The following is a 16,232-nucleotide window of genomic DNA, read 5'->3' as shown; positions in this document are numbered from 1 at the left end:
ACCGGGTAGTCAATCGATGACGAAGGGCTACCCGGCAAATGGGATTACTTCGCTTTGCCCTGATTCGCAACGGCAGCGGCTTTTGCTGCGATTTCGTCAGCATTGCCCAGATAGTAACGTTTGATTGGCTTGAAGTTTTCATCGAACTCATACACCAGCGGTACGCCGGTCGGGATGTTCAGTTCAAGAATTTCATCTTCACCCATATTATCCAGGTATTTCACCAGCGCGCGCAGGGAGTTACCGTGAGCGGCAACAATGACGCGCTCACCGCTTTTGATGCGCGGCAGAATGGATTCGTTCCAGTAAGGGATAACACGATCAATGGTCAGCGCCAGGCTTTCTGTCACCGGCAGCTCTTTGTCAGTCAGTTTGGCATAACGCGGATCGTGGCCCGGGAAACGCTCATCGTCTTTGGACAGCTCTGGCGGTGTTACCGCAAAGCCACGACGCCACTGTTTCACCTGCTCATCACCGTATTTCTCTGCGGTTTCGGCTTTGTTCAGACCCTGCAGCGCACCGTAGTGACGCTCGTTCAGTTTCCAGGATTTCTCTACCGGCAGCCAGGCCTGATCCAGTTCATCCAGCACGTTCCACAGGGTGTGGATGGCACGTTTCAGCACAGAGGTATAAGCAAAATCAAAGCTATAGCCTTCATCTTTCAGCAGTTTACCTGCCGCTTTTGCTTCGCCCACGCCTTTCTCAGACAGATCAACATCATACCAGCCGGTGAAGCGGTTTTCGTTGTTCCACTGACTTTCACCATGACGTACCAGAACCAGCTTAGTTACAGCCATATGCTTACTCCTCAATTATTCATCTAATGATAATTATTCTCATTATATTGCCATGACGCCTCAGCGGCAATGGTTATCCCTATACAATAGCGAAAATTACGTCTTATTGTAACTTTGTTGTAAATGAAAGGTTGCTTTTGCGCTTGAGTAGAAGGGGGGATGAAGTCGGCGTTTAGATGCTTTCCCGGCGTGAAAAGATACTGGAAACGTGAAAATCGTCAAATTCAAAGGTCAATGAGTCACCATTCTTGTCTTTCATCCATTACCGGGTTTTTCCTGTATCAGGTATGGTATTCGTTATTGATTGAATTATTTTACATGGTTTTTTATTGGCACTCCGTCAAAGAGGTTTTAAGCAAAGCGCATTTCCTTATTAAGCGCAGTTTTGAGGGCATTTATTATGATTTGTTCAATAAGTTCTCTGGAGAGAATCATTTTACCTGTGGCCGTAAAATTAGGAAAACAGGTACACGTTAATGCGATAAAAAATGGTTTTATTCGATTGATGCCTTTAACGCTGGTGGGGGCAATGTTTGTTCTTATTAATAATGTCTTTCTGGATTTTGGCGCAGGTTCTTTTTTCTGGTCGATGGGCATTCGGGTTGATGCGGGAACAATTGAATCCCTGAATAGTTTAAAAATTATTGGCGGCAGTGTTTATAACGGCACGCTCGGAATTATGTCGCTGCTGACGCCTTTCTTTATTGGCATGGCGCTGGCAGAAGAGCGAAAAGTTGATGCGCTGGCTGCCGGGTTGTTATCCATTGCGGCTTTTATGACGATCACCCCATATAGCGTGGGCAATACCAGTAATGCCATTGGCGCGAACTGGTTGGGCGGCGCCAATATTATTTCCGGGATTATCATTGGGCTGGTTGTCGCTGAAATGTTCACGTTTATCGTCCGCCGCCGATGGATTATTGTGCTGCCTGATAGCGTTCCCGCGTCAGTCTCTCGCTCGTTTTCCGCATTGATCCCCGGCTTTATCATTCTTCTGATCATGGGGATGATTTCCTGGGGACTGTCGCTGGTGGGGACTCATTTTCACCAGATAATTATGACGTCAATCGCCACCCCTCTGGCATCGCTGGGCGGCGTTGTGGGCTGGGCCTATGTGATTTTTAACTCATTGCTGTGGTTTTTCGGCGTACACGGCGGACTGGCGCTAACGGCATTAAATAGCGGAATTCTGGGGCCATGGGGAATGGAGAACATGGCAACCTACGCTCAGTACGGATCCGTAGAGGCCGCGCTGGCCGCAGGGAAAACCTTCCATTTCTGGACTGGCCCCATGATGGAGTCCTATGTCTATCTTGGCGGGACTGGCGCTACCCTGAGTCTGATCCTCGCGATTTTTATCGCATCGCGCCGCGCTGATTACCGACAGGTGGCGAAAATGGCGCTACCATCCGGTTTGTTTAACATCAATGAGCCGATTCTGTTTGGCCTGCCCATTATTATGAATCCGCTATTGATGATCCCCTTTATTCTTATCCAGCCGATCCTCGCTGGAATTACGCTTGCGGTTTATTCATTGGGTCTGATTCCGCCGTCGACCAATTTTGCACCGTGGACAATGCCTCCCGGCCTTGGCGCATTCTTTAACTCTAATGGAAGCATTGCCGCATTAATACTGGCGCTGGTGAATCTTACCATCGCCACCCTGATTTACCTGCCATTCGTTATCCTCGCGAATAAAGCGCAAACGGTGATTGATGAGGAAGAGAGCGAGGAAGATATTGCTAATGCGTTGAAGTTTTAATGAGAAACTACCATGGAAATTAACACTGTTCATGAGAATCAGTTTTTAAAGGGGAAGGATTTTCACTTCTTTATCCTCGATAAAACTGAGAGTTTCAGTGGATTACATCAACACGATTATTATGAATTTACCCTTGTCCTGACCGGAAGTTACCGTCAGGAGATTAATGGTAAACGCGTTATAATGGAGCGTGGCGACTTCGTGTTTATTCCCGTGGGATCTTATCATCAAACATTTTATGACTATGGCGTAACGCGCATTTTAAATATGGGGATCAGTCGACGCTATTTCGACGAACACTATCTGGATATGCTTCCGTCATGCTTTGTGGCTTCGCAGCGCTACGTGATGTCAAACTCATTTTTAACCTGCGTTGAGTCTACATTATCTACTCTGGATGTGCATCAGAGTGAGTGCGATGAATTTAATAAATTACTCACCTTTTACGTCATTAACCGGCTACAGCATTATGCAGATAATCCTCAGCAGGATTTTGTACCCGGTTGGTTAGCGCAACTGGTAAGAGAAATGCATAAAAAACTGATGTTTGCCGAAAGTGCGCTGGATAATATGGTTAGATTATCCGGAAAAACGCAGTCTTACCTTACACGTGCGACAAAACGATATTATCAGAAAACCCCCGGGCAGATTATTAATGATATTCGTATTAATTATTGTAAGAAGCAGTTAGAGACGACCAATTTTTCGGTGGCGGATATTGCCTTTGATGCCGGGTTCAGTAGCCCGGGTATTTTTATCAATAACTTTAAAAAACTGACGTCTTTCACGCCTGGCAACTATCGCAGGCAATTAATTAATTCACACCAGTAGCACTGGTGTCGATATTCGACAGTGGGCGCGTTTTCTACAGAAAATGCTGGAAACTGTTTTCAGGAGTGAAAATGAAAAAATTAAAAGTGGTCACCATTGGGGGCGGCAGCAGCTACACCCCGGAACTTCTCGAAGGATTTATTAAACGTTATCCGGCGTTACCCGTCAGTGAACTCTGGCTGGTGGATATTGAAGAGGGCAAAGAAAAGCTCGATATCATCCATGCGCTGTGCCAGCGCATGGTAAAGCAGGCTGGCGTACCTATCGCTATCCATAAAAGCCTTGATCGCCGCGAAGCGTTACAGAATGCCGATTTCGTGACCACGCAATTTCGCGTCGGCCAGCTTAAAGCCCGTGAACTGGATGAGCGAATCCCGCTGTCTCATGGGTATTTAGGCCAGGAAACCAACGGCGCTGGCGGGTTATTTAAAGGGTTACGCACCATCCCCGTTATTTTTGACATCATTAAAGATGTGCAGGAGATTTGTCCTCAGGCGTGGGTCGTTAATTTTACCAATCCTGCCGGAATGGTGACCGAAGCGGTGTATCGCTATACCTCATTTCGTCAGTTTATCGGCGTCTGTAACGTTCCGGTGGGGATGCGGATGTTTATTGAGGACATTCTCGGGTTAACGAAAAAGGATGAACTCTCTGTCGATTTATTTGGCCTGAATCATCTGGTTTTTATCAAAGATGTCTGGGTTAACGGGGTGTCGCGATTCGCTGAAGTCATTGATCTGGTGACGTCCGGTATCTATAACGGCAGCACGGTAAAAAATATATTTAGCTTGCCGTTTAGTGGCGGACTTATTCGTTCGTTAAATCTGCTGCCATGCTCTTATCTGCTGTATTACTTTAAGCAGAAAGAGATGCTGGCAATAGAGATGGGCGAATATTACAAAGGCGAAGTGCGCGCCCAGGTTGTGCAGAAACTTGAAAAGACGCTTTTCACACTCTATCAGGATCCTGAACTCGCCGTGAAGCCTAAAGAATTAGAGGCCCGCGGCGGCGCATACTATTCTGATGCGGCCTGCGAAGTAATTAACGCTATCTATAACGATAAACAGACCGAGCACTATATCAACGTTCCTCATGGCGGACATGTCGATAATATTCCCCGGGAGTGGGCGGTGGAAATGACCTGTCTTTTAGGCAAAGACGGCGCGACGCCGCATCCGCGGATTACCCATTTTGACGACAAGGTTCTTGGTCTGATTCACACCATAAAAGCGTTTGAAATTGCCGCCGCCCATGCGGCGTTGAGTGGAAAATTTGACGATCTTTTGCTGGCGCTCAATCTCAATCCGCTGGTGGACTCTGATAGCGGCGCGGAATTACTGGCGCGGGAAATGCTGCTCGCAAATACGCAACATTTGCCGCAGTTCGCCGATGCCATCGACACCCTTCGGAAATGAGGTCAGGGAAGATGTCGACACTGTTAATTGTGAACGCGGATGATTTTGGCTTAAGCGAGGGGATTAATTACGGCATTATTGAAGCGCATCGCCACGGGGTCGTGACCTCAACGACGGCGATGATGAATGCCGGAGGTATTGAGCATGCGGCAGAAATCAGCGCGGATTTTCCCGATCTGGGCGTGGGGTTACACTTTGTTCTCACGTTTGGCGCTCCGTTGTCCGGGATGCCTTCGCTAGCGCGGGAAGGTCACTTAGGAAAATGGGTATGGGAGGTAGCAAAACAGGGCAAACTGGCGGATGAGGATATCGTGGCCGAATTGCACCAGCAGTATGAACGTTTCGTGGCTCTGTTTGCCCGACAGCCGACGCATATTGACAGCCATCACCATGTCCATTTTATCCCCCAGGTCTGGCGGCATGTTGAGCAATTCGCCCGCGAAAAGGGGCTGCCATTACGCATCGACTGGCCGGTCGCCCGGCAGCAAAACATCATCCCGCAGGGGGGGAGGGGCGTTGACCACTTTATCAGTGATTTTTATGCGGAAAACGTTTCAACGCGCTATTTTCTTGCCTCTCTGGCTCAGGCAACGGCAAACGGCGAGCAGAGCGTTGAGCTGATGTGTCATCCTGGATTTATTGATAATACCGTTCGCCAAAGCAGCTACTGTTTTCAACGGCTGGATGAACTGGCGGTGCTGGCGTCGCCTGCATTGAAGCAGGCCGTTCTGGGGCACGGTTTTCGCCTGGGGACATACCACAGTCTGTGATAGCACGCCCGGCGCGGTGCAGTTGCCGGGCGTTTAAGGGAATCAGGCGGGGATAAACTGATATTCCGTCAGGCTCACATACTCTTCGCCCGGGTGAAGAATACAGTCTGGCTGTGGCCATTCCGGATGATTTGGGCTGTCCGGCAGGAATTCACTTTCCAGCGCCAGGCCTTGCCAGTCGGCATACGCGTCCGGCCCACGGGAAGGCGTGCCGCCGAGGTAGTTACCGGAATAAAATTGCAGCGCTGGCGCGCTGGTGTACACCTTCATCTGCAACTTTTCATCCTGTGACCACAGATGCGCGCAGGGAGTGCGTGCATCGCCCCCAGCCTGCAACAAAAATGCGTGGTCATATCCCTTCACTTTGCGTTGATCGTCATCAGCAAGAAACGCACTGGCGATCGTTTTCGCCTGGCGGAAATCGAATGAGGTACCGGCAACGGATTTCAGTCCTTCGCGCGGGATGCCCCCTTCATCAACCGGCAGATATTCATCAGCCAGAATCTGCAGCTTATGATTGCGGACATCGGTTACATCGCCATCCAGGTTGAAATAAACGTGGTTGGTCAGATTGACCGGGCAGGGCTTATCCACCGCCGCGCGGTAGGTAATCGAAATACGATTGTCTTCGGTCAGTCGATATTGCGCGGTGGCGCACAGACGTCCCGGAAAGCCCTGATCGCCATCCTCGGAAGTCAACGCAAACAACACCTGACAATCGTTCTGGTTGACGACCTGCCAGCGACGTTTATCAAAACCGTCGGGGCCGCCATGCAACTGGTTCTCGCCCTGACTCGGTAACAAACTGACCGTTTCACCCGCGAAGCTGTAGCGACTGTCGGCGATGCGGTTAGCATAACGCCCGACGGATGCGCCGAGAAACGCCGATTGTTCGGGATACTGTTCCGGGCTGGAGCAACCCAATAAGGCTTCGCGAACACTCCCGTCACTCAGGGGGATGCGAGCAGAAAGAAGCGTGGCGCCCCAGTCCATCAGGGTGACCACCATCCCTGCGCTGTTGCGCAGGGTAAGCAGGCGAAACGGCTGACCATCAGGTGCCAGCGCTGGGGTTTCATTTAGCACTGTCCGGCTCCTTGTGAAGGTTTGCAGACGTAGAAAGTTTCTTTGATACCGGTTTTTGCTTCGTACTGCTCAGCAACGGCCTGTTGTACGGCGGGTACCAGCGCTTCTGGGATCAGCGCGACGATGCAACCGCCGAAGCCGCCGCCGGTCATGCGTACGCCGCCGTTTTCGCCAATGGTCGCTTTGACAATTTCAACCAGCGTATCGATTTGCGGCACGGTGATTTCAAAATCATCACGCATGGAGGCGTGGGATTCCGCCATCAGCTCACCCATTCGTTTCAGATCGCCGTTTTCCAGCGCGTTTGCTGCTTCAACGGTACGCGCGTTTTCAGTCAGGACGTGACGAACCCGTTTTGCCACCACCGGATCCAGCTCACTGGCAACCGCGTTGAAGGCCTCAAGGCTGACATCGCGCAGAGCAGGCTGCTGGAAGAAGCGTGCGCCCGTTTCGCACTGTTCGCGGCGAGTGTTGTATTCACTGCCCACCAGCGTACGTTTAAAGTTGCTGTTGATGATAACGATCGCCACGCCTTCTGGCATCGATACGGCTTTGGTGCCCAGTGAACGGCAATCAATAAGCAAGGCATGGTCTTTCTTGCCCAGCGCGGAGATCAGCTGATCCATGATGCCGCAGTTGCAGCCAACAAATTGATTTTCCGCTTCCTGGCCGTTGAGCGCGATTTGCGCGCCGTCCAGCGGCAGATGGTAAAGCTGCTGGAACACGGTGCCCACCGCCACTTCCAGCGCGGCGGAAGAGCTTAACCCCGCGCCTTGCGGCACGTTACCGCTGATCACTAAATCCGCGCCGCCAAAACCCGCGTGACGTTTTTGCAGGTGTTTTACCACGCCGCGTACGTAATTTGACCATTGCTGGCTATCGTGGGTGACGATCGGGGCGTCGAGGGAGAATTCGTCAACCTGATTGTCATAATCGACGGCAATGACGCGGACTTTACGATCGTCGCGCGTCGCACAGCTAATCACCGTCTGATAATCGATAGCGCAGGGCAGCACGAAACCGTCGTTGTAATCGGTATGTTCGCCGATCAGATTAACGCGGCCTGGCGCCTGAATGGTGTGGGTGGCAGGGTAGCCAAAAATTTTTGCAAACAGAGATTGTGTGTTCTCTTTCAGACTCATTTTTTACACTCCGGATTCGCGAAAATGGATGTCGCTGACCGCACGCAGGCGTTCTGCCGCTTGTTCAGCCGTCAGGTCACGCTGAGTCTCTGCCAGCATTTCGTAACCGACCATAAATTTACGGACGGTCGCGGAGCGCAGCAGCGGCGGATAAAAGTGCGCGTGCAGTTGCCAGTGTTCGTTCTCTTCGCCGTTAAATGGCGCGCCGTGCCAGCCCATGGAGTAGGGGAATGAGCACTGGAACAGGTTGTCATAACGACTGGTCAGTTTTTTCAACGCCAGCGCCAAATCGGCGCGCTGGTCATCGGTGAGATCGGTCATGCGCGATACATGCGCTTTTGGCAACAGCAAGGTTTCAAACGGCCAGGCTGCCCAGTAGGGGACGACCGCGAGCCAGTGCCCGGTTTCCACGACGGTACGGCTGCCATCAGCCAGTTCACGCTGAACGTAATCCACCAGCATCGGGGAACCCTGCTCAGCGAAATACGCCTTTTGTAGACGATCTTCACGTTCGGCTTCGTTGGGCAGGAAACTGTTAGCCCATACCTGGCCGTGTGGATGCGGGTTGGAGCACCCCATTGCCGCGCCTTTGTTCTCGAAAACCTGTATCCACGGATACGTTTTTCCCAGCTCGGCGGTTTGTTCCTGCCAGGTTTTAACGATTTCCGTCAGTGCGGGGACGCTCAATTCGGGTAACGTTTTGCTGTGATCCGGAGAAAAACAGATAACCCTGCTGGTGCCGCGCGCGCTCTGGCAACGCATCAACGGATCGTGGCTGTCCGGCGCGTCCGGCGTGTCGGACATTAAGGCGGCAAAGTCGTTGGTAAAAACGTAGGTACCGGTGTAGTCGGGGTTTTTATCACCGGTCACACGGGTGTTGCCTGCGCACAGAAAACAGTCCGGATCGTGAGCAGGCAGGACGTCGTTAGACGGCGTTTCCTGCGCCCCTTGCCAGGGGCGTTTCGCACGATGTGGCGACACCAGAATCCATTGCCCGGTGAGCGGGTTAAAGCGGCGATGTGGATGATCGACAGGGTTAAATTGCGTCATGATTGTTCCTTAATCCGGATATCCCTGCGGATGGCGTGACTGCCAGTGCCAGGTATCTTGCGCCATTTCGTCAAGCGTACGGGTGACGCGCCAGTTCAGTTCGCGGTCTGCTTTGCTGGCATCCGCCCAGTAAGCGGGAAGATCGCCTTCGCGACGCGGGGCAAAATGGTAGTTCACCGGTTTGCCGCAGGCTTTACTGAAGGCGTTGACGACGTCCAGCACGCTGCTGCCGACACCTGCGCCAAGGTTATAAATGTGTACGCCATGTTTACCGGCCAGTTTTTCCATTGCAGCGACGTGCCCGTCGGCGAGATCCATCACGTGGATGTAGTCGCGCACGCCGGTACCGTCTTCGGTCGGGTAGTCGTTGCCAAAGATAGCGAGAGAGTCACGACGACCCACTGCCACCTGGGCAATGTAGGGCATCAGGTTATTTGGAATGCCCTGCGGGTCTTCGCCCATATCGCCTGACGGATGCGCGCCGACCGGGTTGAAGTAACGCAACAGCGCGATGCTCCAGTCAGGCTGCGCTTTTTGCAGATCGGCGAGGATCTGTTCGACCATCAGTTTGCTTTTGCCGTACGGGCTTTGCGGCGTACCGGTCGGGAAGCTTTCGACATAAGGAATTTTCGGCTGGTCGCCGTAAACGGTGGCGGAGGAGCTGAAGATGAAGTTTTTGACGCCGGCAGCGCGCATGGCGCCGATCAGACGCAGGGTGCCGTTAACGTTGTTGTCATAATATTCCAGCGGTTTAGCGACGGATTCGCCAACGGCTTTCAGTCCGGCAAAGTGAATCACGGTATCAATCGCGTGATCGTGCAGGATTTCGGTCATCAGCGCTTCGTTGCGAATATCGCCTTCAACGAAAGTCGGATGCTTTTTGCCTAAACGTTCAATAACGGGCAGTACACTGCGCTTACTGTTGCAGAGGTTATCAAGGATGATGACGTCGTGACCGTTTTTCAGTAACTGTACGCAAGTATGGCTTCCTATGTAACCGCTACCACCTGTAACCAACACTCTCATAATTCGCTCCGTTAAGCATATGGTATGGAATAAACATAGCATAACAAAGTTGCGAAAAGTGTGACACGGAATAAATTAGTGGAATCGTTTACACTTCGATATCTTTAGGTTCAGCAATTAATGACGCCATTGTAAATCATAGGATTAAGGAAGAGTTGCAGAGTTTGTCCGAAAAAAAAGGGCGCATTGACGCGCCCACGGATGAAAATCAATGGCGTGCTGTCTGCCGGTAGAGATACCCGTCGCCTTCCGGCACAAACTCCAGGCGATGGGTGATACAGTCTGGCGCGTCTTCGGCGTGGTGAGAGACAAACAGCAGTTGGGTTTCCCCTTCGCCGATCAGTACATCAACAAAGCGGCGGACAAGCTGACGGTTTAGCGGGTCAAGCCCCTGCAACGGCTCATCAAGGATCAGCAGCGTGGGGTGTTTCACCAGCGCCCGAACAATCAGCGCCAGCCGCTGTTGTCCCCAGGAAAGACTATGGAACGGCGCGTCGGCGGTGCGCTTATCCATTCCAAGAATATCCAGCCATTGCTGCACCAGCTTGCGCTGCCTGTCCGAGACGGCCTGATAGATGCCGATTGAATCAAAAAAGCCCGACAGGATCACATTACGTAGCGTGGTACTGACACGGTAGTCAAGGTGCAAACTGCTGCTGACATAGCCAATGTGTTTTTTGATATCCCACAGGGTTTCACCACTGCCACGACGACGCCCAAACAGCGTCAGGTCGTTGCTGTAGCCCTGGGGATGATCGCCGGTGACCAGGCTGAGTAGCGTCGATTTCCCTGCGCCATTAGGGCCGACAATCTGCCAGTGCTCGCCCGGATTAACCTGCCAGCTCAAATGGTTGAGGATAGGGCGATCGTTGTAGGAAACGACGCCGTCTTTCAGCACAATCCGCGCCTCTGTCTCCGACAGGGTGTGGCGCGCGGAAGGGACATCGGGTTCGGGTAATTGCATACCTGCCAGTTGCTCGCTGTGGGCGAGTTGGGCTACCAGCGCCTGTTGTAACAGCGCGGATTTTTCGCCGGTTTCTGTCAGCGTGCAGTCAGCGAGGACGCCCGCAAACTGGACAAAGTCAGGGATCTCATCGAAACGGTTTAAGACCAGCACGAGCGTATAGCCCGATTGATGCAGGGTGGCGAGAAGCTCCGCTAACTGGCGGCGGGAAGCCACATCAAGCCCATCAAACGGCTCGTCGAGAATCAACAAATCGGGTTCGGACATCAGCGCCTGGCAGAGCAGGGTTTTGCGCGTTTCGCCGGTAGAGAGGTATTTAAACCGTCGGGTGAGTAACCCGGTGATGCCAAACTGCGCGGCGAGTTCAGCGCAACGGGAGGGGTTTTTGACCTCTTGCTGGATAATTTCCGCCGTTGTGCGCCCGGTATCTTCTTCGCCTGGGCTGAGCAGATCGGTGTTATTGCGCTGCCATTCATCGCTGACCAGTTGTTGCAACTGTTCAAATGAGAGGCGAGTCCTGCGCGTAAAGGCGCACTGACGTTCACCTTTTAATAAGGGGAGTTCACCCGCCAGCGCTCGTGCCAGCGCGGATTTTCCGCTACCGTTGGAGCCCACAAACGCCCAGCTATCACCCGCATTCAACGTAAACGTGTTCAGTTGAAGCGTTTTGGTATCGCTCAGACGAAACGTGCCTTGCGAAATATGCAACGATGACATTTTATATCCCATTTTTTGCAGCGATGAACCACAGGGATACGTCTTTCGTGAAACAATGTCAATGTGCTTAGCACAACGTGGCGATAATCACGCTGTCGGCGTTAAAATACGCCGTCACGTTGGCGCCTTCTTCCAGTTTGGCGGCCTCTTCACGCGGCAATGTGGCGCACAAGGTCTGACCATCCGGAAGCGTCATCAGCACTTCACATTGCCCGGCGCCGCGTTCGATATGGCTGATGGTGCCCTGAAGCTGATTGTCGGCTGCCTGTGCGGTGGCATCGTCCTGGGTAATACCTACCCAGGGCGCTTTCAGGAGGATCAGTACCTCTTTACCTTCATTCAGGCCCAGACGTTCGCCGCTTTGTGCCGTGATCGCCACTTTCAGTCGCGTTTCGCCATCGGCTAACAGGACGTCGACGTGCTGTTGTACCTGATCGTGGTTACGCGAGGTGATGGTGCCAAACCACTGGTTGCGGGCGCTGGTTTGCAGTGAAAAACGGGAGATCGCCGCCAGCAGACTATTGAGAGGTAACGCATCGTCGTCGCTCAGCACATCGAAGGCTTTTTGCTGAATCTGCGCCAGTAAATCATAAAGCTGGATCAGTCGTTGACCATAACGCGTCAACACCGCGCCACCGCCGCCTTTGCCGCCCGTTGCGCGCTCCACGAGCGTCTGCTCGCTAAGCTGGTTCATCTCGTTAATCGCATCCCAGGCGCTTTTGTAACTGATGCCTGCATCTTTCGCGCCCTGGCTAATGGAGCCGGAAAGCGCAATGTGCTTAAGCAGAGAAATGCGTCGTGGGTCGGCAAACAGTTTTTGCTGAAGTTTCAGGGTGAGAAGGATTTCGGCTTGCATAACAAGATCCTGGCAAAAGGGTTATTGTGACGGAAAACGGCGGGCGCGCAAAGCCGATAGCACAAAAGGGGAGTGCTTTTCTCGTTTATAAGGTTAGAATAACTGAAGGATTATATCTGGAGTTGACCATGTTAGAGTTATTAAAAAGTCTGGTATTCGCCGTAATCATGGTACCTGTCGTGATGGCCGTCATCCTCGGGATGATCTACGGCCTGGGAGAAGTGTTCAACATTTTCTCCGGTATCGGTAAAAAAGATCAGCCCAGACAGAACCATTAATTCCCCAAACGCCCGCTCAGTCGGGCGTTTTTGTTTTCTCAAGATCCTGCTTTCTCTGCCGATATTTTCTTTGTGTCATCTCTCATGGGCGTGAATAACCGCTGGGAAAATGTTGGCAATACCGTTATATTTATTTGTACATAACGATATTCAAAAGGAGTTACAGATGGCTCATAGATGGTTACGCCTGTTTGCCGGGGCAACATTAACGTTAACCGTTGCTGGTCAAGCGCTGGCCGATGAAGGGAAAATCACCGTCTTTGCGGCAGCGTCACTGACCAACGCGATGCAGGATATTGCCGCACAGTACAAAAAAGAGAAAAACGTTGATGTTGTCTCGTCTTTTGCCTCTTCTTCAACGCTGGCACGCCAGATTGAAGCGGGGGCGCCTGCCGATCTGTTTATCTCTGCCGATCAGAAATGGATGGATTACGCCGTTGATAAAAAAGCGATAGATACCGGTTCGCGTCAAACGCTGCTGGGTAACAGCCTGGTGGTTGTCGCACCGCAAGCGAGCGAGCAGAAAGCGTTCACCATCGACAGCAAAACCCCCTGGATGCAACTGCTGAACGGCGGACGTCTGGCCGTTGGCGACCCCGATCACGTTCCGGCAGGTATCTACGCCAAAGAAGCGCTGCAAAAACTGGGCGCATGGGATACTCTGACGGCACAGCTTGCACCGGCTGAAGATGTTCGCGGCGCGCTGGCGTTAGTGGAGCGTAACGAAGCGCCGCTGGGGATTGTTTACGGCTCTGATGCCGTAGCCAGTAAAGGCGTGAAGGTGGTGAGTACCTTCCCGGAAGATTCGCATAAAAAAGTAGAGTATCCGATTGCGATTGTCGATGGACACAAAAACGCCACGGTCAGCGCGTTCTATGACTACCTGAAAGGACCGCAGGCTTCTGACATTTTTAAACGTTATGGATTTACGACGAAGTAATGATACTGACCGATCCAGAATGGCAGGCTGTCTTACTGAGCCTGAAAGTCTCTTCCCTGGCCGTGCTGTTTAGCCTGCCGTTTGGGATCTTTTTTGCCTGGTTACTTGTCCGGTGCTCGTTTCCAGGCAAAGCCCTGCTCGATAGCGTTTTGCATCTGCCGTTGGTGTTACCGCCCGTGGTGGTGGGCTATCTCCTGCTGGTCGCGATGGGGCGACGCGGGTTTATCGGCCAGTGGCTGTATGATGTGTTCGGCATTACCTTTGCGTTTAGCTGGCGCGGCGCGGTGCTGGCGGCGGCCGTCATGTCTTTCCCGTTGATGGTGCGGGCCATTCGCCTGGCGCTGGAAGGGGTGGATGTCAAACTGGAACAGGCCGCCCGCACGCTCGGCGCAGGCCGCTGGCGCGTGTTCCTGACCATTACGCTACCGCTCACCCTGCCGGGCATTATTGTGGGTACGGTGCTGGCGTTTGCCCGTTCGCTCGGCGAGTTTGGCGCAACCATTACCTTTGTTTCCAATATCCCCGGCGAAACGCGCACCATTCCTTCTGCAATGTATACCCTGATCCAGACGCCCGGAGGGGAAAGCGCGGCGGCGAGACTGTGTTTGATCTCTATCGTACTGGCGCTGATTTCTCTGTTGGTTTCGGAATGGCTGGCCCGCATTAGCCGTGAACGGACGGGGAGATAACGATGCTGGAACTCAACTTCTCCCAGACGTTAGGCACACATTGCCTGACGCTCAACGAAACGTTACCTGCCAGCGGGATCACCGCGATTTTTGGTGTTTCCGGTGCCGGGAAAACCTCGCTCATTAATGCCATCAGCGGTCTGACGCGCCCGCAAACCGGGCGCATTGTGCTGAATGGCCGGGTGCTGAACGATGTCGAAAACGGCATTTGTTTAACCCCGGAAAAACGGCGCGTGGGGTATGTTTTTCAGGATGCTCGCCTGTTCCCGCATTATAAAGTGCGCGGCAATCTTCGTTACGGGATGGCGAAAAGCATGGCCGGACAGTTTGATAAACTGGTGGCTTTGCTGGGTATTGAACCGCTGCTGGACCGTTTCCCGGGAAGCCTCTCCGGTGGTGAGAAGCAACGCGTGGCTATCGGGCGGGCGTTGCTGACGGCGCCAGAACTCCTGTTACTGGATGAACCGCTGGCCTCGCTGGATATTCCGCGTAAGCGTGAGCTGCTGCCTTACCTGCAACGTTTGGCGCGTGAAATCCATATTCCCATGCTGTATGTCAGCCACTCTCTAGATGAGATCTTGCACCTGGCGGATAACGTCATAGTGCTGGAAAACGGTCAGGTGAAAGCCTTTGGCGCGCTGGAGGATGTGTGGGGGAGCAATGTCATGCACCCGTGGCTGCCGCAGGAGCAGCAGAGCAGCATTCTGAAAGTCAGCGTACTGGAACACCATCCGCATTATGCGATGACGGCGCTGGCTCTCGGGGATCAGCATCTGTGGGTGAGCAAGCTTGATGAGCCGCTGCAAACCGCGATGCGCATTCGCATCCAGGCCTCGGATGTCTCACTGGTACTGCAACCGCCGCAGCAAACCAGTATTCGTAATATTTTGCGCGCAAAAGTGGCGCAGTGTTATGACGACAAAGGGCAGGTTGAAGTGCAACTGGAGGTTGGGGGCAAGACTCTGTGGGCGAGGATCAGCCCGTGGGCCAGGGATGAGTTGGGTATCAAACCTGGCCTGTGGCTGTACGCGCAAATCAAGAGCGTGTCGATTACCGCCTGATTACAGCAGATGAGAATAGATAAACGCCGCGATGCTGTCGGTGGTATTGTCGCCGATGACAACATTGGCCCGCGCTTTCACCGCTTCCTCGGCATTGCCCATGGCGACGCCGGTGCCCGCGGCTTCCAGCATACTGATATCGTTAAAGTTATCGCCGAATGCAATCACATCCTGCATTGAGCCTCCCTGGGCCTCAACCCACTGCGTCAGGCGTTTTCCTTTGCTGTTGCCTTTACGCGCAATATCCACCTGATCGTGCCATGACCATTCGCACTCCAGACCCAGAGTCTGTCCGACGTGCTGACCAAATTGCTGCAACTTAGGAATGTCTTCGTCCGTCAGGGCGAACTTCCAGACGGCATTCACCTCATGCGCGGCCTGAGCCAGCGAAGGCACCTGGGTAAACGTCGGGCGCTGTTCCGGCGGCAGAGCCTGCGCCCAGTTATTGGTGCGGAGCACGTGCCCGGTCGGGCGCTCATAGAGCATGGCGTCATCAACGTACATCAGCCCGTGGATCTGGTGCTCATCCAGCATATCGATCAATTGCAGCGCCTGACTCACCGGCATGGGATCCGCTTCCAGTACGTTTTTTGCATGATAATCATACAAATAGGTGCCGTTACAGCAAATTGCAGGTGTATCCAGCGCCAGTGCCTGATAAAAAGGGTGAATCGCAACGTGATGGCGACCGGTGACAATGATAAGTTGATACCCGGCTTTTCTGGCGCGTGAAAGTGCCTCAAGCGAGGAGGGCAGCAAGGTCTTCTTCGGGGTCAGCAAGGTACCGTCTAAATCCAGAGCAATCACGCGAGCGGTCATAGATATTTCCAGGTTAAGGTTGAGAGTTTTGT

The 16,232-nt window shown here is 52.9% G+C and carries 16 protein-coding genes; 8 read left to right on the top strand and 8 right to left on the bottom strand.

Annotated elements, in window-relative coordinates:
• Positions 1–44: 44 nt before the first annotated feature.
• The gene (gene gpmA / locus ACO7SM_RS14985; protein ID WP_490468205.1) at positions 45–797 is read right to left on the bottom strand and encodes a 2,3-diphosphoglycerate-dependent phosphoglycerate mutase; all 753 of its coding nucleotides are present in this window, start codon (positions 795–797) and stop codon (positions 45–47) included.
• A 400-nt stretch (positions 798–1,197) separates the two neighbouring features.
• Between gpmA and chbC the strand changes: the two genes are divergently transcribed.
• The 4 genes from chbC (at position 1,198) to chbG (ending at position 5,575) form a co-directional block, all read left to right on the top strand.
• The gene (gene chbC / locus ACO7SM_RS14980; RefSeq protein ID WP_490468204.1) at positions 1,198–2,559 is read left to right on the top strand and encodes a PTS N,N'-diacetylchitobiose transporter subunit IIC; all 1,362 of its coding nucleotides are present in this window, start codon (positions 1,198–1,200) and stop codon (positions 2,557–2,559) included.
• Between the two features lie 12 nt (positions 2,560–2,571).
• Positions 2,572–3,390: a transcriptional regulator ChbR gene (gene chbR, locus ACO7SM_RS14975; RefSeq protein ID WP_490468203.1), complete on the top strand. Its 819-nt coding sequence runs from the start codon at positions 2,572–2,574 to the stop codon at positions 3,388–3,390.
• A 71-nt stretch (positions 3,391–3,461) separates the two neighbouring features.
• Positions 3,462–4,805, top strand: a complete 1,344-nt coding sequence (locus tag ACO7SM_RS14970) for a 6-phospho-beta-glucosidase (RefSeq protein WP_490468202.1) — start codon at positions 3,462–3,464, stop codon at positions 4,803–4,805.
• An 11-nt stretch (positions 4,806–4,816) separates the two neighbouring features.
• The gene (chbG, locus tag ACO7SM_RS14965) at positions 4,817–5,575 is read left to right on the top strand and encodes a chitin disaccharide deacetylase (protein ID WP_490468201.1); all 759 of its coding nucleotides are present in this window, start codon (positions 4,817–4,819) and stop codon (positions 5,573–5,575) included.
• 42 nt (positions 5,576–5,617) lie between these two features.
• On the opposite strand, the gene galM is transcribed toward chbG, so the two are convergent.
• The 6 genes from galM to modE all read right to left on the bottom strand — a co-directional run bounded on the left by galM (position 5,618) and on the right by modE (position 12,413).
• Positions 5,618–6,658, bottom strand: coding sequence for a galactose-1-epimerase (gene galM, locus ACO7SM_RS14960; RefSeq protein WP_490468200.1), 1,041 nt, complete (start codon positions 6,656–6,658; stop codon positions 5,618–5,620).
• Positions 6,652–7,800, bottom strand: coding sequence for a galactokinase (galK, locus tag ACO7SM_RS14955; protein WP_490468199.1), 1,149 nt, complete (start codon positions 7,798–7,800; stop codon positions 6,652–6,654). The genes galM and galK overlap by 7 nt, the downstream gene beginning before the upstream one ends.
• Before the next feature lie 3 nt (positions 7,801–7,803).
• Entirely contained in the window at positions 7,804–8,850 is a 1,047-nt protein-coding gene (gene galT / locus ACO7SM_RS14950; RefSeq protein ID WP_490468198.1) for a galactose-1-phosphate uridylyltransferase, read from the bottom strand.
• A gap of 9 nt (positions 8,851–8,859) precedes the next feature.
• Positions 8,860–9,876 carry a UDP-glucose 4-epimerase GalE gene (galE, locus tag ACO7SM_RS14945; RefSeq protein ID WP_490468197.1) on the bottom strand — a complete coding sequence of 339 codons (1,017 nt, stop codon included), beginning with the start codon at positions 9,874–9,876 and terminating at the stop codon, positions 8,860–8,862.
• 208 nt (positions 9,877–10,084) lie between these two features.
• The gene (modF, locus tag ACO7SM_RS14940) at positions 10,085–11,557 is read right to left on the bottom strand and encodes a molybdate ABC transporter ATP-binding protein ModF (protein ID WP_490468196.1); all 1,473 of its coding nucleotides are present in this window, start codon (positions 11,555–11,557) and stop codon (positions 10,085–10,087) included.
• Between the two features lie 67 nt (positions 11,558–11,624).
• On the bottom strand, positions 11,625–12,413 hold the full coding sequence (gene modE / locus ACO7SM_RS14935) for a molybdenum-dependent transcriptional regulator (RefSeq protein ID WP_490468195.1): 789 nt from the start codon (positions 12,411–12,413) through the stop codon (positions 11,625–11,627).
• 128 nt (positions 12,414–12,541) lie between these two features.
• On the opposite strand from modE, the gene ACO7SM_RS14930 reads away from it, so the two are divergent.
• From ACO7SM_RS14930 to modC, 4 genes are all read left to right on the top strand, one after another.
• The gene (locus ACO7SM_RS14930) at positions 12,542–12,691 is read left to right on the top strand and encodes an AcrZ family multidrug efflux pump-associated protein (protein ID WP_203358432.1); all 150 of its coding nucleotides are present in this window, start codon (positions 12,542–12,544) and stop codon (positions 12,689–12,691) included.
• 166 nt (positions 12,692–12,857) lie between these two features.
• Complete coding sequence (gene modA / locus ACO7SM_RS14925) at positions 12,858–13,631, top strand: molybdate ABC transporter substrate-binding protein (RefSeq protein WP_490468194.1); 774 nt, start codon at positions 12,858–12,860, stop codon at positions 13,629–13,631.
• On the top strand, positions 13,631–14,320 hold the full coding sequence (gene modB / locus ACO7SM_RS14920) for a molybdate ABC transporter permease subunit (RefSeq protein WP_490468193.1): 690 nt from the start codon (positions 13,631–13,633) through the stop codon (positions 14,318–14,320). The genes modA and modB overlap by 1 nt, the downstream gene beginning before the upstream one ends.
• Before the next feature lie 2 nt (positions 14,321–14,322).
• Positions 14,323–15,381: a molybdenum ABC transporter ATP-binding protein ModC gene (gene modC, locus ACO7SM_RS14915; protein WP_490468192.1), complete on the top strand. Its 1,059-nt coding sequence runs from the start codon at positions 14,323–14,325 to the stop codon at positions 15,379–15,381.
• Here modC and ACO7SM_RS14910 read toward each other — a convergent pair whose 3' ends face one another.
• Entirely contained in the window at positions 15,382–16,200 is an 819-nt protein-coding gene (locus tag ACO7SM_RS14910; protein ID WP_490468191.1) for a pyridoxal phosphatase, read from the bottom strand.
• Positions 16,201–16,232: the final 32 nt, after the last annotated feature.

This window comes from Citrobacter sp. LJND-P06 (genome assembly GCF_058188415.1).
The sequence above is the reverse complement of the archived record's forward strand: the minus strand, read 5'-3'. Positions and strand labels throughout refer to the sequence as shown.